Genomic DNA, 20,465 nt, shown 5'->3' on the forward strand with positions numbered 1-20,465 from the left:
CGATCGATGCAGATCGCAAGAGGCTCTGTGTGTTTATTTAGACAATGCCTTCTCATCTGCCAACGACCACAAACCTTGCGTCATTGTAGGAATTAGCACCATGACATTTGTACATAACGCTAATCGCGCTGTATACAAATCGGTTGCCGGGCTTCATCGGGCCTATCCCTCCGCCACTCTCGATAAGATATAGAGTATGAAATTTTATGTTTGAATTCGTACAGACTTTAATGCAAGCATAAGTATAGTAAGTTTCTTGTTTTTTGTCAAAAGGAAATATCTTGAACGCTTAGGATTGTACACGCTTTGCCTTGCTTATTTCCTTACGCAGCTGTTCATTGCTGTAGCTGAATGCCGCGATTAATGTTTTACAGTTCATTTCAAGGGACTGCTTTAAATCCTCAAGATGGCTATCTAAATCCTCAAGCTGAATTTTGTCATGCAAGCCTTGATGCCGCTGCCATAAATCATCCTGCATTTCGGAATTCATATAATGAATTTCAGCATTTCTGCGCTTGCGTAGATTCTCCAGTGGATCACGATAAGAGTTCTTGATCTGTTCCAGTTGATCCGCTAATGCAGGATGCACATTCAATAACTGAAGTTGACGCAGTACTGTAAAATAAGAAAAGTGCGTTTTTAATTTGGAGGTTTTGAGGTCATAAAAATGATTCAGTACCGTTCCAAGCTTGTCCAGAAGAGAGAACACACGAATAAATCCATCTTTATAAAAATAAACATACCGCGCATAATCGCCTTGTTCCACTGGTGACATATCGTCCATATAACCAGCGATTACCGATTTCCGGTAAAAAGCAGCTGCGAACCAGCTTTGCTCCAATTCATCCAATGAGGAGATCAGTCCACGTGTCCAAATCTCCAGCTTGCGGTATTCATGGTCATTATCCTCATGAGCGTTCATTTCCTTGCGCAGTAAGGCTGCAAATGTGGCCATGTTCTCCATCGCGTCAGCCAATACACCGCTGTTCTTTCGAGGCGGCTCTCCAAGTATAACCCGCAGCATATCCCAGTCCTCCTAAAGTTTTGTCCAGCACCACGATATACCGATTTCCACTTTATTATTCCGCAGGTAAAGCGACTCTATCCACGGTGGGAACTTTCTACCAAGGGTGTTACAACGGTGTCATTGGATTCGTTGGATTTTTTTCAACAACGACATTTCTCGCACGATTCAGCTGCCAGACTCTTACACTCATATAACATAAGACACCAAACAAACTAGCGATCAACAAAATATGAGCCAAAGCGGCAAATATGTACAATCTTTCATTATCAAGTGTGTAAACAACAGCAGCACCACTAAATACCTGCATCAAGCACAGCAGAACAGCCGCTACGCCAAGAGCTCTTAGCTCTGGGTAATCCTTATGTTTCCAAAAAGCTAAATGTCCAAGCACCGCAGTAAGAATGAATAAGATCAAAGCCGCAATCCGGTGCGTAAAAACAATACCTACTCCCCCGGAAAGCTCGGGAACCCATTCACCGTTACAGAGCGGCCAGCCAGAACATCCACCGCGCGAATCCGTATGACTAACAAAGGCTCCAATATAAACAACAACATAGGAATATAAGGCCGTGAAGCAGGTTAAATTGCGGAAAGCCTTACTGACGGGTTTCTTCTGAAGCTCCATCTTAGGATCGTACTCACCTGCTTCATGTCGCCTTTTAGTTCCTAGAGCCAGCATTAGAGAACTTGAAAAAGCAATCAAGGAAAAGCCCATATGCAGTGCCATTACAGCAGCAGATTGGGATTTAATCACTGCAAGCGCTCCCATACCACCTTGAACAATTACAAACAGCAACGTCATAAATGCATATACTAACAAGTCCCGCCGATTTCGAGCATAACGCCAAAAGGCAATCATCGAGGCAAGTGACAATAACCCTGCCAATCCGCTAAACAAGCGATGGGTGTATTCAATCATCGAACCTACAGTATAGGCCGGAATCAATTTCCCATGACAGAGCGGCCATTCATTTCCACATTCCAATCCCGATCCAGTCTTCGTTACAACCGCTCCCCCTAGTACAGCGAGGAACATGATAAGGCAAGTAAGATAACTAAGCCATTTCAACTGATTTGTCGACAAAAATATCACCCGCAGTTTTTAGTAATGAAGAAGCATCTTAAAAAACCACCGCTTTTGCTCGAACAGGCGAAAGCGGTGGTTTTCCGGAATTACTGTTGAAGGCTTTGATGCACTTGAACCGCTTTATCCAGGAAATTCTCAATTTCCTCGCGGGATTTACGTAATTTATTAACGAATCTAACCAATTCACGCCCATCGGAATACGCGACAAAGCTTGGAATACCCATAATATTTTGTTCCTGACTAACGTCACCCACAGCATCAACGTCAACCTCAACCAGCGTTAGACGATCTGCATAGGCTTGCTCTACCTCAGGAATAAAAGGATCGATAAATTTACAATCCGAGCACCAGTCCGCCTTGAAGATGGCTACAGTTAATCGAGGAGATTGAATGGCTACCTGAAATTCAGCAGGAGAACTAATTTTGTCCATAGCTTGTTCAGTCCTTTCTTCCATATCTGTCAAATTTCTATTCTTTAAGTGAAGCAAAATGTCATGCAGAAGTCAAACTTATTCTCTCATACGAACACGCGCAGGCTGCAATTTCATCAGCGGATTCAACAATTTTTGCAATGCACGCGGATAACTGGAGATTTCCTGTTTAGTAAGCACACCCAGTACAATTAGCATGACCAGATAAATAACAACAACTGCGGCCCCTACAACAAGACAAGTGATCAGAAATGCCAGACGTGCAGGCATTAGATCTGTTAACAGAATTCCAGCTTGGTTAAGTCCAAAACCAATACCACCGGACACCAGAACCGCAATTGCGAAGCCGCCCCACCGTTTACCCATAATTTCGAAAGGTACAATGGATTTCAGCATCCGTAAGTTAAGAATAGTAATAACTACGAAACAAAGTGCTGTTGCGCCGATAATCCCGTAGATCCCAAATATCTTACTTAGTAAGAAGCTTGCGACTAATTTAACAATAATACCCACTAGCACATAATACATTGAAACGCGTGATTTGCCCATACCGAGCAAGATGGAGTTCGTTGTCATCATGGTGATCTGAAAGATCGTTCCAATCGTAAGCATCGCCACAATTCCGCTTCCGTCCAAGCTGCTGAACAATAACCCGTTTACAGAATAAGCTGCTGCCACAAGTGCCAACACAATTGGCATCCCTGTCAGGATAGAAATCCGCAAAGCAAGTGTAATTTGCTTCTTCAAGTGTCCCTCATCACGACGGGCATAGGCAGCTGAAATGATCGGAATCAGCGAGGTACCTAGCGCAATGGCTAGTACCGGTGGAATTCCGGCCACACTTTGAGCACGCGTGGTTAGTATACCCAAAGCTGCTGTTGCACTCTCTCTACCCATCTGATCAATAAGCAGTGGAACAGCCAAAGAAGTATCAATCACATTCACTACGGGAATCGTAAGTGAAGAGAGCACGATCGGAATTGATAGTGTGAAAATATCTTTGTAAATTCCCCAAATCGGCAATTTTTGAGTGGTATTGTAATTTAATCCTTGCTGTTTATCCTCTCGGCGCAGCTTAATTGCAAAATAAATCATGACACCAAATGCTGCAATACTACCAATTACGCTACCGAAGGATGCTCCCGCAGCTATAGTTGTATTGTTATACCCCTGCTGTAATAGAATATAAGCTAGTAAAATAGCGACTAGTACGCGAGCGAACTGCTCTACAATCTGTGAAATACCACCAGCCATCATATTGTTGCGCCCTTGAAAATATCCACGCATCATGGCAATTGCCGGAAAAAGTAAAAGCGCAGGTGCAATAGCCCTAACTGCCATCGCTGATTCAGGTACATCAGCAATATGTGTCGCATAGAACGGAGCGCCTATGTACAGCAAGGCCGTCATGATTACCCCTGCTGCTACTGAAAACAGCAATGCTGCATGATACACTTGTCTCGCCTCTTCAGGACGATTCAGAGCGTACCGCTCGGAGACCATTTTACTGAGCGTACTTGGAATACCTGCTGTAGCCACGGTGAGCAGCATTAAATAGATATTGTTCGATACCCCAAATGATGCTCTCCCCACATCATCAAAAATATGATCCAGCGGCACCCGCTGAACAAGCCCGAGTACCCTTGCCACCAAAGCTGCAGCAGCAAGGATAAGCGTGCCTTTTACGAAAGACTCTTTCTTGGACAAACCATTTCCCCTTCTTCACTGTTAAAATTAAAACCGGACGACCCATATAAAAAAGAGGACGACCATAATAATTTGTAGCACAATTTTGACAACAGTACTACTAAACAACCCAAGTATTGATCCTACACTTACTTTGGCAGCTTTAGCTGGTGAAGAACCTACGATCAATTCTCCTATAAAGGCACCCAGAAACGGACCAATAATAAGTCCAAAGGCTGGGATTACAAAAGGACCAATGATTAGCCCAATCGTACTCCCGATAATCGATGAACGTGAGCCGCCAAATTTCTTAACGCCCCACGCCCCTACAACGTAATCAGCAATAAATAAAACTACAACGATCAGCGTTTGAATGATCCAGAACCAGACACCAAAAGGCTCGAAAGAAAAGAACCAGCCATATACGAAAAAGGCAAGATAAATCGCAAGCGCACCCGGCAGTATAGGGTACACAGCCCCCGCTAGCCCTACGGCAAATAAAGCAATAATAAGAATCCAACCCAGGATCGTCAACACTTAACCTCCTAATAGCAAATATGCTCTATGGATTCACTTCGCAATAGCTTCATTAAAAATATATTTTTGAATGACTTCTGCAATTCCATCATTATTATTAGAAGCCACCACAACGTCAGCCTCTTCTTTAACCGTCTCCTGAGCGTTGCCCATGGCAACCCCAAGCCCTGACTGCTGAATCGCTGCAAGGTCATTGAGGCTGTCACCAACCGCTATAACTTGGGACATGTCTAGTCCTAGCAGCTTACAGACTTCCATGATTCCGGCTGCTTTATTCACTCCTAGAGGGTTAATCTCCAGGTTATGTGGAGAGGAGTTCGTAATCTCCAATCCACCCATATCTTGAAGACGAAGCAGCAGTTTATGACGAAGCTCATCATCTTCGGTGTGATAACCGAATTTAAGCCATTCTCTGCCCGTTACATCCCCATCCCAGTTATCCTGTTTGTGGACTTTTTCCGTAGAATAGGCCCAGAACCAGATGTCATCTTCTTTAGCAAGTTCATACATTTGTTGTACCAGCATAGGATCCATCAATGATCGCCGATAAATTTCATGTGGTGCTCGCCATATCTCACTACCGTTCACAGTAATCATAGGTGTTTCTAGTCCAAGCTGCTCAGCATATGGAAATGCACTTGTAAAAGCTCGGCCTGTCGACAGACAGACATGAACGCCTGCGTCGACCGCCTTTTGAAGCCATTTCACCGTTGTAGGTGTAATAATCTGTTCATCATTCAGTAGGGTTCCATCCATATCCAAAGCAAGCAGGCGGTATTTGGCAGTCATTGCCACCCCTCCATTCTTTTATGCTCTCAATAGAGCAGCTGTTTATTTTTTAATCATTATTCACCTTAGAGTCAAAGTTACTGAGTACCTGTAGTCGTTCCTTCATTCGCAGGATCATTTGTATTATTACCTGACTGTAGACTCTTCTTCGGAACGCCATCAAGTCCATATTCCCAATCATAAGCATCAAAAATTTTACGTGCGACCGGCGCAGCACTCTGGGAACCAAAGCCCCCTTCTGGAATGACTACGGCTACTGCCAGCTTAGGGTTATTTCGTGGGGCATAAGCAATAAATACACCGTTATCGCGAATTTGACCCTTTGCCACTTGTTGAGATGTTCCCGTCTTACGAGCAAAATCATAAGGGAAATCAGAAAAAGCACTAACTTCACTTCGCATACCCTGTTGAATTTCTTTCCAGTAGGATTTATCGAAGGCTGTTACTTCATCTATTACCTCACGACCGAACTCCTTGACTACTTTTCCGTCAGCATCTGTAATCTTGCTAACTAGCTGAGGTTTGATCCGCTGTCCTTCATTAGCAAGTGTAGCTACGTATTGGGCAAGCTGCAACACCGTATAACTACCTTGTTGGCCGAAAGAAGCATATACAAGTGCCGCTTGGGCGCTACCCGCAGCCTCTATATTGGTATAGTTAATCTGTCCTAAGAATTCATTTGGCAGACCACTTCCCGTGGATACACCAAGTCCAAACTCTTTCATATACTTATCCCAGACATCTACGCCTTTGCTTTTGTATTTGTCATACAATCGTTTACCGATCATGTCCACCATGAACGCATTCGACGATTTCTCAATCGCTCTTGCAGGGTCCATAGAACCGTACACATGTCCTCCGGAGTTTCTTACCTTAGTTTCATGACCTGTTTTACCAAAAGTCGCGAAACCTCTATCCGGATAGTAGGTTGAGGTTGTAAAGAGACCTTCATTCAGACCCACGAGTACGCTCAAAGGTTTAATTGTTGAACCTAGTAGCAGTACAGACCTAAGTCCATTACCTGACGTCCCTGAAGAAATCGGATTAATGGTACCGTTCTGGTAGTTATCCATGATACTGTTCCAGACATCAGTGGATAAGGATCCCGATGTCCAAATATTCGTATCGTAGTCCGGCATACTTGCCATACTGACGATATTCCCCGTATCGACTTCCATCGCTACAGCGTAACCAGTTAAAGCATTAGGATGCGTTTTACCCTGTACAGTATTGGAATGCAACCACTTAATCTGATCCATAATCGCCTGCTCTGTCTTCATCTGAATGTTCTTATTAATAGTTGTCCAGACGTCATTGCCTTTGACAGGAGGGACTACACGTTCGACTTTCTCTGCCATGTTCTGTGGATTGACGGAGATTTCCTGATAGCCGTTTTGTCCCCGAAGCTCTCTCTGATACTGCAGCTCCAGGCCGTCAAATCCGACAAATTCGTCGTCCTTGTACGTTAGTCCTGGCTCCGGATTGTTCTTCATAGCATTTAAGATATTCTTATAAATATTAAGGCTGTTTGCTGATTTAAAAGGCTTGATATAACCTATCGTCTGTACGGCAACCGTATCTTTATCGTAATGACGAATGCTTTCCTCGACAATTTCAAGGCCTGGGTATTCTCCCTTATGTTCCATGAAATAGGCCACTTCCTGAGTAGTCAGGTCCGCCTTAATTCGCCGTGCCATAAAGCCAAGTGATTTCCGGAAATATAAATCCAGTGCGTCAATAACATCTGCTTCTGTCATCTTCTCAGCTTTTGGATCACCATATTTATTGAAATCAGCTACCAGCTTGGCTGCCAATGCATCTGACTTGGCTTTAGCTTCTGGAGTTAGGGTAGTTTTACCGGTAATTTTATCTGTTTGCTTAGCGGTATACTCCTTATTGAGCGTAATATACAGCGATTGAACCGGTGTAGAGTACGCTAACTTCTCACCTTCAGCAGCATAAATTACACCTCTCATGGAAGCTAGCGGTACATTTTTGGTATCTCTGCTTGTCTCCACTTCAGTTAAAGTGGGTCCTTCCACGAATTGCAACACAGCCAGGCGTATAATAATTACACAAAATATAACAAACGTGCTAAAGAAAAACACGTTGAGTCGCAGGCCTATGGAACTTTTACTGTTGGTCTCATCTGGAGGTGAGGCCTGCTTACGGAAAAAACTCACAGTTTATTTCTCTCCTTTTTCTCTAATTATTCTTGAACGGGGCCTGACGCAGGAGTGACATTCTTTTTCGGCACACCATCGAGCCCGTACTCCCAATCATAGGCATCAAAAATTTTACGAGCCACCGGCGCAGCGCTTTTGGAGCCAAAGCCCCCTTCTGGTATAACAACCGCTACGGCTAGCTTCGGATTTTCTCGCGGAGCAAAGGCAATAAATACCCCATTATCACGGTTTATATTTTTTCTGTCTGTTTTTTCAGAGGTACCTGTCTTACGTGCAAAATCATAAGGAAAATCATCAAAAGCACTAACTTCACTGCTCATCCCCTGTTTGATCTCTTTCCAGTAGGATTTGTCAAACGTTACCGTATTAAGCACTTCTCTTTGAAATTCCTTAACCGCCTTACCTTGCGCATCCGTGATCTTGCTAACGAGTTGAGGCTTAATACGCACTCCTTCATTTGCAAGAGTAGAAGCATACTGGGCAAGCTGCAATGTAGTATAACTGCCCTGTTGGCCAAAAGAAGCATAGATAAGTGCGGCCTGCGAGCTGCCTGCGGCCTTAAGATCAGTATAGTTAATCTGGCCCGCTGATTCACCTGGGAGACCACTTTTCGTAGATACACCCAGCCCGAACTCTTTCATATATCTGTCCCATACCTCAATGCCTTTATCCCCCGGATATTTCTTGTAAAGCTGCTTACCCACCATATCAATCATAAATACATTAGAGGAATTCATAATCGCCTTGGCCGGATCTAGTGAACCATATACGTGACCCGATGAATTTCTTACGGATGATTTATTATCCTTACCGAAATAAGTAATGCCCACATCTGAATAGGTTGTTGAGGTATTAAAGAAACCTTCCTTTAAACCAATTAACACACTTAATGGTTTGATCGTAGATCCCATAAATACAAGTGAACTAAAATCATGACCTGATCTACCAGATGAATTCGAAGTAATCGTACCGTTTAGATGATTATTCATTATTTTATTCCAAACAGGTGTTGGTAAGGAGTCTTTAGTCCATACATTTGAATCGTAATCCGGCATGCTTGCCATGGCGACAATATTTCCAGTCTCCACTTCCATTGCTACGGCGTATCCGGTTAAAGCATCTGGATGCGTCTCACCTTGAACAGCATTGGTATGCAGCCATTTAATCTGATCCAATATGGCCTGTTCTGTCTTCATCTGAATCTTCTTATTAATTGTCATCCAAATATTATTACCTTTTACAGGAGCAACGTTCTGTTCAACCTTCTCAGCCATATTCTGAGGAGTCACCGAAATGACCTGATAACCATTTTCTCCTCGTAGCTCTCGTTGATACTGCATTTCCAGACCATCAAACCCCACATATTCTTCTGCTTTATACATAAGTCCAGGGGGAGAATCTTTTTTCATTTCACTACGGACATTCTTATACATCGCTATATCTTCAGTCGATTTAAACGGTTTTCCAAAGCCGACTGTCTGCACCGCTACCGTATCTTTATCGTAGTGACGAACACTCTCCTCCACGATCGTTAGCCCCGGATAATTGTCTTTATGCTCCATGAAATAGGCTATTTCCTCTGGAATTAATCCAGTCTTGATCCGTCGCGGCACATAACCTAAATACTTTTTGAAATCTAAATCTAATGAATCCAAGATATCTTGCTGCGTCAGCTTCGGCGCATTCGGATCTCCATATTTAGCAAAATCAGCTGCAAGCCTTGCTGCAAGCATATCGGAGTTGTACTTCGCCTTCTCCGTAAGTGAGGTCTCACCCGTTACTTTATCTGTCGTTCTAGCTGTATAATCTTTAGTTAATGTAAGGTAAAGCGACTCCGTAGGTGTTGAATAGGCAATCTGCTCTCCTTCGGCAGCAAAAATAATCCCACGCATCGCTGCGAGCGGAACAATTTTCGTTTCCCGGCTCGTTTCTTCTTCACTCAACAGAGCTCCCTCAGTAAACTGTAAACCTGCAAGACGTACGATAATAATACAAAAAATAAAAAAAGTGCCAAAGAAAAAAATATTCAGTCTCAAACCTACAGAATTTCTTGAAGATATCCCGTCCTTAGGCGGGAGCTGCTTACCAAACAAACTCACCAGCTTTCTCCCCTTCTACAAGCATAAACGCCTTGACCGTCCTTATAAGGAAGGTAAGTGTTTAAGCGAGAAATATAAGACATAAAGTATAGTGCTTATACTTTCTTATATTTTAAAAAAATGTCTGACAACCCTTTGCCTGAGACATTACTCTTATGATGAAGGTGAGTTCTTAGCTGCTTATTGTGAGCATGCCCTCGCATTTAAGTTAGAACTGACGTTACTTGAGTTTATTGTACCACACCCCTTGAGTTCAGCGCCCTCACTCAGAGGGCGTTCTCCCTAATATGCGTTTCATCAAAATCCTTCGGATTGAACCAATCTCCACTGCTAGCCCAAGTCGGATCCAGCGGAATCCAAGCTTGCCGATCACTTATATATACTTCATTCCAAGCATGTGCACCATAACCGCCACGCCCATCATAACCCTGACCTGTTACAACCCGTACCTGCAAGCCCTGTGAACGAGCCATCACAGCGTACAGTCGGGCATAGTCTATACACACCCCTTGCCGAGTGTCGAATGTATCCTGTGGTGTCTGTTCATGCCAGACCCTGTTTTGCAAATAATTGTCAGCTTTAGCATAATCGTAAGTCACGCGTGTACCTACCCAATCATAGAGAAGTCTCGCTTTTTTCTCTTCATCTTGCGCTTGTCCAACAATGTCTTCTGCTGCTCCTATAATATCCTGAGGAATTTCATGATCGATAACCTCATATTTTCTGCGAAGGATATCATTCATCTCTGCTGCAACGGTCTTTGTCAGAATAGGAAGTTTCTTCTGCACAGTCTCACCAACAATAGGTTCAAATACAGCAGCAGCGCTCTGACTATAGATTGGAGAGGACTCCACATAACGACTAAATCCACTCTCCGGATTTAATCCAACACAGATGAAAAGAGCGAGAACAATTACCAGACTACGCATTAAGCCGATAATTAATCCAACCATTGCTCCTCCCATACGGCTTACCTGCGTAATCTTTCTGTCTTTAAACTTCTTAGTACGCCGCAATTGTGGAAAAGGAAGCAACATGGATAACAGTCCTAAGAGCATACGAATTAACAGATAAGAAATCAGGAGTAACAATAGAAATCGAACTAGCGGTGATTCTGATAACACAGACACCGCCGTATAATAAATTTGCTGCCACTGTGTAAGCTTCGTATCAGGAAGACTAATACCCGATGCCCAAGTCTCTACATAGGGATTGAGGTAGGCCGCAGCTGGGATAGCTAATACCAAAGATGCTATAGTAAATAATCCTGTTCCCAGCAGCCCAAATAATCTTCCGGTAGCGCTTGAGAAACCTCTGCTCCAGCCTTGCAATAGAGAGAAGACTACAACCAGCAGGAGGGCGATGGAGATGATATTAGCATCACTCACACTAGTCATCCATCCGTTTATCATATCCGCTCTCTCCTTTCAGTCGCGTGCTTGCTCGCTTGTTGTATTTTTGAGTCCAAGCCTGTTATTGATGTTTTCGGGCTTCCTCGATAAATGTTTTTGTCGTATCCGTAACACTCCACTTTCCAAGACTCACACCACGGAAAGTAACCTCTACTTTATCTTCACCCGCTGCGCCCTTCACTTCAATATTCGGCGTTGTAATCGTAAAGGTCCCGTCTCCATTTGAAGTGTACTTCGCATCCTGCGCTTCTTTAAGCATAACCTCTTGCGCTTCCTTCTTCAGCGTGCTTACCGTTCCATCTGCCACCTTATTCACAGCGTTACCAATTTGGTCCATTGTAACACCACTATAGATGAACAAACCTACAACGATCACGATGACAATCGCCCATTTCAGAACGGTTTTAACCAAATTAACAACCGCAAACAGCAGGACAAGCGCAATTACAATAACTAGCCAATTTTCCCTTATAAACTGTGACCATACCTCTGGATCCATCAATCTCACAACACCCCTATCGCCTAGTTTCGTCCCAAGGATTCTCTCTTCCCATAGACATAACGCCAATATTAATTATTATACATGAATACCCATCATAATTCATGGTTCCACCCTCCGTAAAAGGTATACCTACTAGCGGAATTAAAAAAGCGGTATAAGCCCTCTCTGTCCCACGTAAAGTACAAGTAGTGCTTAAGAATTGGTTCTTCATTATTACGCCGTCCTGCATTCACTTGTGCTGTAGGTGGCTCTCGGAGGTGTTTCCCTGTGAAAACTGCGCTGTGGCTATACTTATTTCTCTTTTTGGCGTTCTTCGATTTACATGCTCAGTATCCCGTCCTTACGCCCTTTGCCATCTCTCTTGGTGCGGGACCCACCTTTATTGGCTGGATGATGGGCATGTACTCGTTGACCCACCTTCCCGGCAATCTGCTTGCAGGCGTACTCGTCGATCGTAATGGCTCCCGCCGCTACATCGTCTTCAGCCTTGTCGCAGCGGGAGCTATCCTACTGCTGCAAGCTCATGTACAGCTTCCATGGCATCTGCTAATGCTAAGAGCAGCAAGTGGATTCGTGCTCGCTTTCCTCTCTCCAGCCTGTATGACGTTACTCGCTTCTTTGTCATCGGATGCCACAGAGCAGGGTAAATATATGTCCGGACATGGTATCGTTCATACGTTAGCTTCAGTTGTATCGCCTGCTGCAGGAGCTTTTATCGTAGCAAAAGCCGGCTACTCTGGCACCTTCACCACACTTGGATGGCTCCTTATCGCAACAGGAATCATGGCTTTTTTTAGTGTACCTGCGCCTTCGAGACATATATTAAAGCCGCTAAGCTCAGCGCCATCAGCATTAAAAGTTCCAGATAAACCTTCTATACCAACGAAAGATGATGAACTGGTATCCAAACGGTATTACCTTTTACCTTTTTTCGTTTCCTGTTCACAAGGCGTTCTCTTTTTCGAGCTCCCACTATCTCAAACAGGGAGCAACAGTATTCTTTCCACTGGTATACTACTGTCACTCCTCAGTTTAGGTGCTTTGGTAACGCTCAGCATGCTCTTCCTGAACCGTCTTTCTCCGGGGGGAAGAATAGCAGCGGCATTACTGGGAATGGCCATCAGCTTCTTTGCACTCGCTTCATTTCACAGGATTCCGACTGCTGCGATTCTTTTTATGCTCGGCGCAGCCAAAGGAGTGTTGTTTCCTGCAATGGCATCACTCTTTATTAGTCTCGGTGGCCCTGGGCGAATGGGTCGGACTTTCTCCATGCAGTCGATAGCCATGTCACTTGGTGCATTCGCTGGGCCCGTGGCTGCTGGACAGCTAAGGTCCTTCGTTTCTCCTTACTTCATAGCCTTTCTACTACTAATGGTAGCATTGCTTCTTCTTCCACCTAAAAACACTGGTAAACTATCGAACCTCACTTCCAAATGGAACGGGCGAGCCGCATGATTCTTTGCTTTTACGACATTTCCCGGGGAATGAAGACTTTCTTGCAGAAACAGTTGTTAAAAATGACGATCCTTCGGTAAACTATAATGAGCCTGAAGCTTAGACCCATTCCCGGAGGTGATTGTCAGCTAATGTCCATAACGATTATTGTCGAAGGTAAGAACGATCGCAGCAGATTACGGCGCGTGCTGGTACCGGAAGTAGAAATCCTATGTACCTTTGGTACATTAAATACACTAAAATTAGAATCCCTCCGGCAACAAGTAGGAGATGGAGAAGTATACCTTTATTTGGATAACGATAGCTCTGGCAAAAAAATACGCAGTGTGCTCCGGGATGCCTTCCCTGATGCCGATCATATTTATACTCGTCGCGGATATGCTGGTGTGGAAGGTACGCCTGATGAATACAACATCACTCAGCTCGAAAAAGCCGGATTAGAAGATTTCATCATCTACCCTGAACCACTTCCATTTTAGCTGAAACAAGTATAAAGATAATGTATAGCATGAAACTTATACTATCGTATATTTAAAAAAACGCCTTTTTCGTTATCCGCTCAATAAAGAGGGATTCGAAAAAGGCGTTTTTAATGTTTGATATTCTATTCCCGAGCCAATTTCGTCAGCTGATCGGCAAGAAATTCAGGAGTTACGTTCTCCGTATCTCCTGCGTCATACAATGCACGAAGTTGATTGTCTCGGTCAACTAACGCTATACGGTTGGCATGTACGAAATTTTCTTTGGAATTCCCTGCGATTAGTACTTTAAAAGAATCCGTCGCTAACTTACGAACTTCTTCCTGATCCCCCCGCAAGAAATACCATCCATCATAATTCGCCTGAAACCGGTCTGCAAAAGCCTTAATAGCTTCCCGAGTATCATTCTTCGGATCAAAAGAGATAGAGACAAAACCCGTATCTTTACCAAAACTGCCATCCTCGACCAGAATCTTCTGTGTCTGAGATAACAAAAACGTAGTTATAGGACATACATCCGGACACTGTGTAAAAAAGAAGTATACCAGCCGTGCTTTACCTTGTGTATCAGCCAGAGTAACCTGGTCTCCATTCACATTTTCAAGAGAAAAGTCCTGCACTTCTCCGATTACTGGCAATTTTTCTTTTCCTAAATTCAAAGAGTTAATTGCCAGATAACCAGCCATAATCAAAGCAAGTATTAGCAGAAGCCAAGTCCATTTATAACGCTTAAAGGTTTGCACGGACACGTATACCCTCCCTCTTCTTAACCGTGAATCGTATTCAATACAAGTACGATCAAACTAACTGTCAGGTAGTTAATGGAGAAGAGGAAATTCTTCTTCGCCCAGACTTCATCATCTTTAGCCTTAAAGCCCATCAAGGTCAATACTAACCAAGCCAAGGACAACGCTGATGAAATGATTAGAAAAAATATGCCTGCGTAATCATAGGCGTACATTAACACTGGAATAGGCAGCAAAAGGGCTACATAAGGAATCATCTGAAACTTCGTACGTCGCGTCCCTTTAACTACAGGTAGTAATGGAAATCCTGCCGCTCTATATTCTTCTTTACGTCTAATGCCCAACGCCCAGAAGTGAGGGGGTTGCCATAGAAACAACATGGCAAAGATCAGCCAAGCGCCTAGATCAACCGTTCCTGAAACCGCAACATAACCAATTACCGGGGGCATTGCTCCAGAAATCGCACCTACGGAGGTGCTCCATGTTGATGTCCGCTTCAACCAAAGCGTGTATACTACTACGTAAACGAACATGCCAACAATTCCAAACAGACCGGCAAGCATACCTGAAAAAGCAAACAGCACGATCAAACCTGCAATACCAAGCCCAATGGCGTATAATAATACAGTGTTTGGTTTCAGTCGTCCTGTAGGAAGCCCCCGTTCACGGGTTCTTTCCATCTTCATGTCCAGATCCCGGTCGAAATAGTTATTAAAAACGCAGGCTGAAGCCATAACCAGCATTGTACCGAGCAGAGTCAGAACTAATCTGCCGTAATGAACATCCCAACCCGAGGCCAGCCAATATCCCGCAAAGGCCGCAATAAGGTTAGATCGGATAATACCGGGTTTTGTTACTGCAATGAAATCACGCCAGCTAGCACCTTCCGGTGGAGATTTTGCAGACATGGCTGCAGAGTCGGAAGAAGCTTGAAATGTTATATGATTGTCCACACCTAATGATCCTCCTTCTAAACGAACATGTAACGTTCTAACCGAAGTTTTTTTAACTTCGCTGTTAACTTTATCATAACAAACCCGTGAAGACTTTGACAGTCATGGAACAGTAAGTTCATGAATTCGACAATTACGTGACAATATTTATTTTGTATTTATTTCAATCCCCTTAATAACCAGAGCTGTATTTGGGTAATTATTAAATAGAGAACTTCCGAACAACAAAGGAGAACTGACCAATGGATACTGCTACACATTTAGTTATGGGCCTAGGCTTAGCTGGGCTTTCCTTCGTTGATCCCATCGTTGCTTCTGATCCGAAACTGGCCGGGGCTGTTATGCTGGCAACAGTGCTCGCCTCTCAGGCTCCTGATGCCGATACTGCGCTTCGACTGAAGGACAATGCAATGTATATTCGAAATCACCGAGGAATCACACATTCCCTACCCTTTCTAATTCTGTGGCCCGCGCTGATTTCCTTCGTGTTAGGGCCCTTATTTGGTTTTACTGATTTACAAGCTCTAAGCCATATTGCGCTCTGGAGCTTCATTGGTGTAGGTGTTCACGTATTTTCTGATCTATTTAATACCTATGGCACTCAGGCTGCACGTCCATTCACGGAGAAATGGATTGCATGGAACATCATCCACATTTTTGATCCATTTATATTTGGTAGCCATATCGCAGCCATCCTTCTCTGGATCACCGGTATCGTTCCACCGCAACCTTTATTTATTACGCTGTATGCCTGTACTATTCTTTATTATATTTGGAGAACCGTCGTTCACGCACGTCTTACGCGTAATATCAAACTCAAGGATTTACATCATAATGCCGGCGAACGTTATATTGTAATCCCTACAATTTCACTAAAGCGCTGGAACGTAGTAAAAGTGAAAAAAGATGGTAGTTATGATGTTGGGCAGTTAGTCAATAATCGACTGGAATGGTTCAAACATGCTGTATGCTCGAATCATCCCGCTGTGGAGATATCCAAGTCGCACCCTGATATTCAGTCCTTTCTATACTTCACCTCTTATGCAGTAGCCGAAGTCGAGGAACTTCCTTCAGGATATATGGTTCGCTGGGGGGACGTACGTTATTTACATCGCAAACAATACCCATTTGTGGCTGTGTTAGTGATGGACAATCAATATCGACCTTTAAATACTTATGTAGGTTGGCTTAGCAGCGAGAAGCTCGACAAACGATTTTCCATTGACCCTGGTTCTTTACGATGAAACTGTAGACTTACGCAGAGATCTATTCTATAATCACAAAAAATCCCGGAGTATTATTATCATACTCCGGGATTCATTTTAGCAGACATAGAAAGGAAGGCTCTCCTAATGGGTAAAGGACTTTCACTTTGGTTCGCTTGTTCTTCTATTCTTATTCTTACTGCCGCTTCAATCGCGATCAGTTATAGCTTTTGGTTGGCACTTCTGCTCGGGTTTCTCTGTGTCATGAATATTGGCTGGGGATTTATCCTCAAGGCCAAGATCAGACGCAAACAGGAAAGCCTGAGCGCTGATTAAATTAACGAGCTGGCAGAAATCCCATCCGTTCTTTAACTCCATTCAACGTCTCAGTTGCAACAATACGTGCACGACCAGCACCTTCAGCGAGAATATCTGTAATCGCACCCGAGCTACGAATTTCATTATATTTTTGTTGTAAAGGCTCAAGCGTAGATACAACCACTTCAGCAAGCTCCTTCTTAAAGCCACCATACATTTGCCCTTCATAACGATCGGCAATTTGCTGGAGTGTCATTCCAGAACATTCGGAATAAATACTCATCAAATTACTGATCTCTGGCTTATTAGCTGGATCAAAAATCACTTCACGTCCTGAATCAGTCGTTGCACGGCTGATTTTTTTACGGATCACGTCCGGTGAATCCAACAGAGCAATGTAGCTGCCAGCGTTAGGGTTGCTCTTGCTCATTTTTTTGGTACCATCATCCAGAGACATAATACGTGCACCCACCTCTGGAATGTACGGCTCCGGAATGGTAAAGAATTCGCCAAAACGATTATTGAAGCGGCCAGCTAAATCACGAGTCAGCTCCAAATGTTGCTTCTGATCTTCTCCGACCGGCACAAGATCTGCGTTATAAACAAGAATATCTGCTGCCATCAAGGAAGGATAGACGAATAAACCAGCGCCAACAGAATCTTTACCTGATGATTTATCTTTAAACTGGGTCATACGCTCCAACTCACCCATTGCTGTAAGTGTCGTCATGATCCAGCCTAGTTCAGCGTGTTGTGGCACATGCGACTGCATATAGACATTAGAACGTGCAGGATCAATTCCCGCTGCAATAAAGAGGGCTGCTACGGACTCTGACTGCTCACGCAGTGCCGCCGGATCTTGTGCTACAGTGATCGCATGCATATCGACAACCATAAAGAAACATTGATGATCATCTTGCAGCTTCACAAAATTTTTCAGTGCTCCAATGTAGTTCCCCAGTGTAAGTGAACCGCTCGGCTGAATGCCTGACAATACTTTTTTCATAATATAGACCTCCGTTTGATGTCATTTCTAAGTTTCCGAGAACGCAAAAAAAGCCCCATCCGCAAGGGACGTGAGACCGTGGTGCCACCCTTATTCGCTGCTTAATCTTGTTTAGACAAGAAGAAAACAGCCTTAGTCTTCCGTTAACGGGGAAGATCCGGCCGGTCTACTAGGGCATTTAGCTCCCGTTCAAGCTCGGCGCTCAGGGGTCCATTCATCAGGTTTGTCCTACCGGTTCGCATCAACCACCGGCTTTCTGAAGGTGCAATACCTGCCTACTTGTCCCCGTCATCACATTATCATCATGAATTAATGCCTTCATCATAGAACCATAAAGAGAAGTTGTCAAATCACTTAACCACTACCGTATAAATCTGTTATGATAAGGTTATCCATGTTCTATTCGATTACAGTTACGATAAAGGAGCATATCTCATGAAACAGGTGACCAAAGGGCAGTGGGGCGGTTATGATACTTATATTTTGCACAGCCGTGAACTGGAAGTCACGCTTTTGCCGCGACTAGGAAATAACGTGATTTCATTGTTTGATGTAAAGAAACAACGGGAAATTCTACGGCGGCCTGATGAAAGCGATCAAGCTTTCTTTATGCAAAAACCTTACCATTTTGGCATGCCGCTATTAATTCCACCCGGAAGAATTCGCAAGGGCCAATTTCAGTTCGAGGGTACAAGTTATCAATTCGACCAGAATACCGCTAATGACAATCATATTCATGGTCTACACCGAACTCAGGCTTGGTGTGTCAGCGATATTGAAGAAGATGAGGATGGTTGCGCGGTCACTACTGAATTCCGAACGGAAGATGATCCTCACTGGATGGAGCAATTCCCTATCCCACTTAAATTCGAAATGACGTTTAGGCTTCAGGAAGCCCGATTTACCCAAACTTTAAAGGTTACAAATCTTGGAGATCATCGAATTCCTTTTGGGATCGGTTATCACACCTGGTTTATGATTGATGGAGAACCTGAGCGCTGGAATCTTAAGCTCCCAGTAAATAGTATTTATGAACTGAACGATGAATTGCTCCCTAGCGGCAATCTGATTCCACTTGGTGATCTGGAAGCCTTGAACACCGGAATGAACATGCAGGGAACTAATTTTGATACTGCTCTACGTATTGGAGAAAAACAGCCTGTAGAAGCCTTATTATTACGTGATGATGGTTATGGCCTTCGTTATACTGCTGACGAGAATCTATTCCGTCACTGGGTGCTATATACCAAAGGACCGGCGGATCAATTTCTGTGTATTGAGCCCTATACATGGCTCGCGAATGCACCGAATGTATCCGAGGATGCTTCCTTTACAGGTCTTTTAACGGTAGAACCCGGTCAAAGTCAGAATCTATCCACCGTGCTGGAAATGATCTATCCTGAGATTTAAAGCAGATATACATTATATCGGTCTTACCTTGCGATTACGTAAGGGAAGACCGATTTTTTTTGTGTAATCCCTAGTAATAAAGGGTTTCTATCCTCACTTTTATTTCACTAATAATTACCATCCTTAAAACCTTTCGAAGTGATGCATGAATTAACCTCTTAGCGCTCATACTATCTTCACAACGGGCGAAGGAGGTGACACACATGGGTCAAGCAGGTCAAGGTCGTAGCAGCCGTTCCAATAACCTGGTCGTTCCTCAAGCAACTGCGGCATTGCAACAGTTGAAATATGAAGCAGCACAGGAGCTTGGAGTAACGATCCCAGCTGACGGTTATTACGGGAACTACACTTCTCGCGAAACTGGTTCTCTGGGCGGTTACATCACTAAACGTCTAGTACAACTGGCAGAACAACAACTGTCTGGTCGTCAGTAACAACGTTATCTTAAGTGTTTTATCCGGCTAGGGCATATTAAGCCTAAAGCCGAGTAGCTTTCGAGCCCTCTCACACTTCTTTCTGAAGCTGTGGGAGGGTTTTTGATTTTCACAATTATTGAAATTTTATGTAAACAACGCTTAACCAAAAAACTGTTCGGAACTTTCAGCAAAGGCATTACGAGGCGATCGAATCATTAGATTCGCCATATTATAATTGGACTCCAATGTAGCATCTACAATCACCATTCCCTGTCTAATGGCGAATTCATAAGAAATCTCACCATGCGTCCAACGCCGCTTGTATTTCAGGCTTTCCAGTGCCATTAGTCGAAAAGAAGACTGTTGTCCATCTGTCATCCCTTCTTTTGCATCAGTGAATCCCCCGCTTCGCCCAGAAAGAGGATTATGTCGTATCCCGAATTTTCCGATCATGTTATTTCGTATTTGCACAAAAACCGTACCAGAAGTTAATCCCGATAATTCTTCCTGCAGCTCCTTAAACACCATATCCATCTGTCTCGCTAATGATAGTTGTTCCGTCTTAAGCATTACTTTTCCTCCTAAAAGTTTTGTGAGCATAGCTTGATTTGAGTGCACTTCGCAGAACTGACTTCGTAAGCGCTTGCTTATTTTTGTGAGTTTAGCCAAGTGGTATTCTAGCGTGCCTTATATAAGGCTTAAGACTCATTATAGGTTACTA

The 20,465-nt window shown here is 43.7% G+C and carries 20 protein-coding genes, 1 riboswitch and 1 other annotated feature; of the genes, 6 read left to right on the forward strand and 14 right to left on the reverse strand.

The annotated features are described in order from the left end of the window. Positions 1 to 49: 49 nt before the first annotated feature. Positions 50 to 189: riboswitch (SAM riboswitch) on the reverse strand. Between the two features lie 100 nt (positions 190 to 289). From NST34_RS27080 to NST34_RS27125, 10 genes are all read right to left on the reverse strand, one after another. Continuing rightward, complete coding sequence (locus tag NST34_RS27080; protein ID WP_042191592.1) at positions 290 to 1,024, reverse strand: Cthe_2314 family HEPN domain-containing protein; 735 nt, start codon at positions 1,022 to 1,024, stop codon at positions 290 to 292. Positions 1,025 to 1,133: 109 nt separating this feature from the next. After that, entirely contained in the window at positions 1,134 to 2,111 is a 978-nt protein-coding gene (locus NST34_RS27085) for a COX15/CtaA family protein (RefSeq protein WP_076285250.1), read from the reverse strand. Between the two features lie 89 nt (positions 2,112 to 2,200). Then, entirely contained in the window at positions 2,201 to 2,545 is a 345-nt protein-coding gene (locus tag NST34_RS27090; RefSeq protein WP_042194485.1) for a thioredoxin family protein, read from the reverse strand. Between the two features lie 78 nt (positions 2,546 to 2,623). After that, on the reverse strand, positions 2,624 to 4,252 hold the full coding sequence (locus NST34_RS27095; RefSeq protein WP_341129133.1) for a putative polysaccharide biosynthesis protein: 1,629 nt from the start codon (positions 4,250 to 4,252) through the stop codon (positions 2,624 to 2,626). A 27-nt stretch (positions 4,253 to 4,279) separates the two neighbouring features. Next, entirely contained in the window at positions 4,280 to 4,765 is a 486-nt protein-coding gene (locus tag NST34_RS27100; RefSeq protein ID WP_076285251.1) for a DUF456 domain-containing protein, read from the reverse strand. 36 nt (positions 4,766 to 4,801) lie between these two features. Continuing rightward, positions 4,802 to 5,557, reverse strand: a complete 756-nt coding sequence (locus NST34_RS27105) for a Cof-type HAD-IIB family hydrolase (protein WP_076285252.1) — start codon at positions 5,555 to 5,557, stop codon at positions 4,802 to 4,804. 77 nt (positions 5,558 to 5,634) lie between these two features. Further along, the gene (locus NST34_RS27110) at positions 5,635 to 7,740 is read right to left on the reverse strand and encodes a peptidoglycan D,D-transpeptidase FtsI family protein (protein ID WP_341124089.1); all 2,106 of its coding nucleotides are present in this window, start codon (positions 7,738 to 7,740) and stop codon (positions 5,635 to 5,637) included. Positions 7,741 to 7,766: 26 nt separating this feature from the next. Then, positions 7,767 to 9,842, reverse strand: a complete 2,076-nt coding sequence (locus NST34_RS27115) for a peptidoglycan D,D-transpeptidase FtsI family protein (RefSeq protein ID WP_341124088.1) — start codon at positions 9,840 to 9,842, stop codon at positions 7,767 to 7,769. Positions 9,843 to 10,108: 266 nt separating this feature from the next. Beyond that, entirely contained in the window at positions 10,109 to 11,254 is a 1,146-nt protein-coding gene (locus NST34_RS27120; RefSeq protein WP_076300350.1) for a transglutaminase domain-containing protein, read from the reverse strand. Between the two features lie 61 nt (positions 11,255 to 11,315). Beyond that, positions 11,316 to 11,753 (reverse strand): hypothetical protein, encoded by a 438-nt coding sequence (locus tag NST34_RS27125; RefSeq protein ID WP_042191604.1) that lies wholly within the window; start codon positions 11,751 to 11,753, stop codon positions 11,316 to 11,318. 270 nt (positions 11,754 to 12,023) lie between these two features. Between NST34_RS27125 and NST34_RS27130 the strand changes: the two genes are divergently transcribed. Both NST34_RS27130 and NST34_RS27135 read left to right on the forward strand, forming a co-directional pair. Beyond that, positions 12,024 to 13,211, forward strand: a complete 1,188-nt coding sequence (locus NST34_RS27130; protein WP_076300351.1) for an MFS transporter — start codon at positions 12,024 to 12,026, stop codon at positions 13,209 to 13,211. 131 nt (positions 13,212 to 13,342) lie between these two features. After that, the gene (locus tag NST34_RS27135) at positions 13,343 to 13,690 is read left to right on the forward strand and encodes a DNA primase (RefSeq protein WP_076285257.1); all 348 of its coding nucleotides are present in this window, start codon (positions 13,343 to 13,345) and stop codon (positions 13,688 to 13,690) included. 125 nt (positions 13,691 to 13,815) lie between these two features. Here NST34_RS27135 and NST34_RS27140 read toward each other — a convergent pair whose 3' ends face one another. Further along, the gene (locus tag NST34_RS27140; protein ID WP_305953490.1) at positions 13,816 to 14,439 is read right to left on the reverse strand and encodes an SCO family protein; all 624 of its coding nucleotides are present in this window, start codon (positions 14,437 to 14,439) and stop codon (positions 13,816 to 13,818) included. A gap of 17 nt (positions 14,440 to 14,456) precedes the next feature. Further along, positions 14,457 to 15,389: a heme o synthase gene (gene cyoE / locus NST34_RS27145; protein ID WP_042191612.1), complete on the reverse strand. Its 933-nt coding sequence runs from the start codon at positions 15,387 to 15,389 to the stop codon at positions 14,457 to 14,459. Positions 15,390 to 15,631: 242 nt separating this feature from the next. Here cyoE and NST34_RS27150 point away from each other — a divergent pair, with 242 nt between their 5' ends. Both NST34_RS27150 and NST34_RS27155 read left to right on the forward strand, forming a co-directional pair. Continuing rightward, complete coding sequence (locus tag NST34_RS27150) at positions 15,632 to 16,633, forward strand: metal-dependent hydrolase (protein ID WP_341129134.1); 1,002 nt, start codon at positions 15,632 to 15,634, stop codon at positions 16,631 to 16,633. Between the two features lie 108 nt (positions 16,634 to 16,741). Further along, positions 16,742 to 16,930: a hypothetical protein gene (locus NST34_RS27155; protein WP_042130914.1), complete on the forward strand. Its 189-nt coding sequence runs from the start codon at positions 16,742 to 16,744 to the stop codon at positions 16,928 to 16,930. 1 nt (position 16,931) lies between these two features. On the opposite strand, the gene trpS is transcribed toward NST34_RS27155, so the two are convergent. Then, positions 16,932 to 17,918, reverse strand: coding sequence for a tryptophan--tRNA ligase (trpS, locus tag NST34_RS27160; protein WP_341129135.1), 987 nt, complete (start codon positions 17,916 to 17,918; stop codon positions 16,932 to 16,934). Positions 17,919 to 17,979: 61 nt separating this feature from the next. Further along, positions 17,980 to 18,219, reverse strand: a binding site (T-box leader). Between the two features lie 134 nt (positions 18,220 to 18,353). Here trpS and NST34_RS27165 point away from each other — a divergent pair. Then, entirely contained in the window at positions 18,354 to 19,328 is a 975-nt protein-coding gene (locus NST34_RS27165; RefSeq protein WP_076300354.1) for an aldose 1-epimerase, read from the forward strand. 203 nt (positions 19,329 to 19,531) lie between these two features. Further along, positions 19,532 to 19,762: an alpha/beta-type small acid-soluble spore protein gene (locus NST34_RS27170; RefSeq protein ID WP_042130917.1), complete on the forward strand. Its 231-nt coding sequence runs from the start codon at positions 19,532 to 19,534 to the stop codon at positions 19,760 to 19,762. Positions 19,763 to 19,903: 141 nt separating this feature from the next. Here NST34_RS27170 and NST34_RS27175 read toward each other — a convergent pair whose 3' ends face one another. Further along, positions 19,904 to 20,314, reverse strand: coding sequence for an O-methyltransferase (locus NST34_RS27175; RefSeq protein ID WP_076285261.1), 411 nt, complete (start codon positions 20,312 to 20,314; stop codon positions 19,904 to 19,906). Positions 20,315 to 20,465: the final 151 nt, after the last annotated feature.

Source organism: Paenibacillus sp. FSL H7-0714 (genome assembly GCF_038003765.1).
GTDB lineage: Bacteria > Bacillota > Bacilli > Paenibacillales > Paenibacillaceae > Paenibacillus_AQ.

Excerpts from the sequence above, each read along its gene's own strand:
- NST34_RS27080 (WP_042191592.1), bottom strand. The coding sequence starts at position 1,024 with ATGCTGCGGGTTATACTTGGAGAGCCGCCTCGAAAGAACAGCGGTGTA.
- NST34_RS27090 (WP_042194485.1), bottom strand. The coding sequence starts at position 2,545 with ATGGACAAAATTAGTTCTCCTGCTGAATTTCAGGTAGCCATTCAATCT.
- NST34_RS27105 (WP_076285252.1), bottom strand. The coding sequence starts at position 5,557 with ATGACTGCCAAATACCGCCTGCTTGCTTTGGATATGGATGGAACCCTA.
- NST34_RS27120 (WP_076300350.1), bottom strand. The coding sequence starts at position 11,254 with ATGATAAACGGATGGATGACTAGTGTGAGTGATGCTAATATCATCTCC.
- NST34_RS27125 (WP_042191604.1), bottom strand. The coding sequence starts at position 11,753 with ATGGATCCAGAGGTATGGTCACAGTTTATAAGGGAAAATTGGCTAGTT.
- NST34_RS27135 (WP_076285257.1), top strand. The coding sequence starts at position 13,343 with ATGTCCATAACGATTATTGTCGAAGGTAAGAACGATCGCAGCAGATTA.
- NST34_RS27150 (WP_341129134.1), top strand. The coding sequence starts at position 15,632 with ATGGATACTGCTACACATTTAGTTATGGGCCTAGGCTTAGCTGGGCTT.
- NST34_RS27155 (WP_042130914.1), top strand. The coding sequence starts at position 16,742 with ATGGGTAAAGGACTTTCACTTTGGTTCGCTTGTTCTTCTATTCTTATT.
- trpS (WP_341129135.1), bottom strand. The coding sequence starts at position 17,918 with ATGAAAAAAGTATTGTCAGGCATTCAGCCGAGCGGTTCACTTACACTG.
- NST34_RS27165 (WP_076300354.1), top strand. The coding sequence starts at position 18,354 with ATGAAACAGGTGACCAAAGGGCAGTGGGGCGGTTATGATACTTATATT.
- NST34_RS27170 (WP_042130917.1), top strand. The coding sequence starts at position 19,532 with ATGGGTCAAGCAGGTCAAGGTCGTAGCAGCCGTTCCAATAACCTGGTC.
- NST34_RS27175 (WP_076285261.1), bottom strand. The coding sequence starts at position 20,314 with ATGCTTAAGACGGAACAACTATCATTAGCGAGACAGATGGATATGGTG.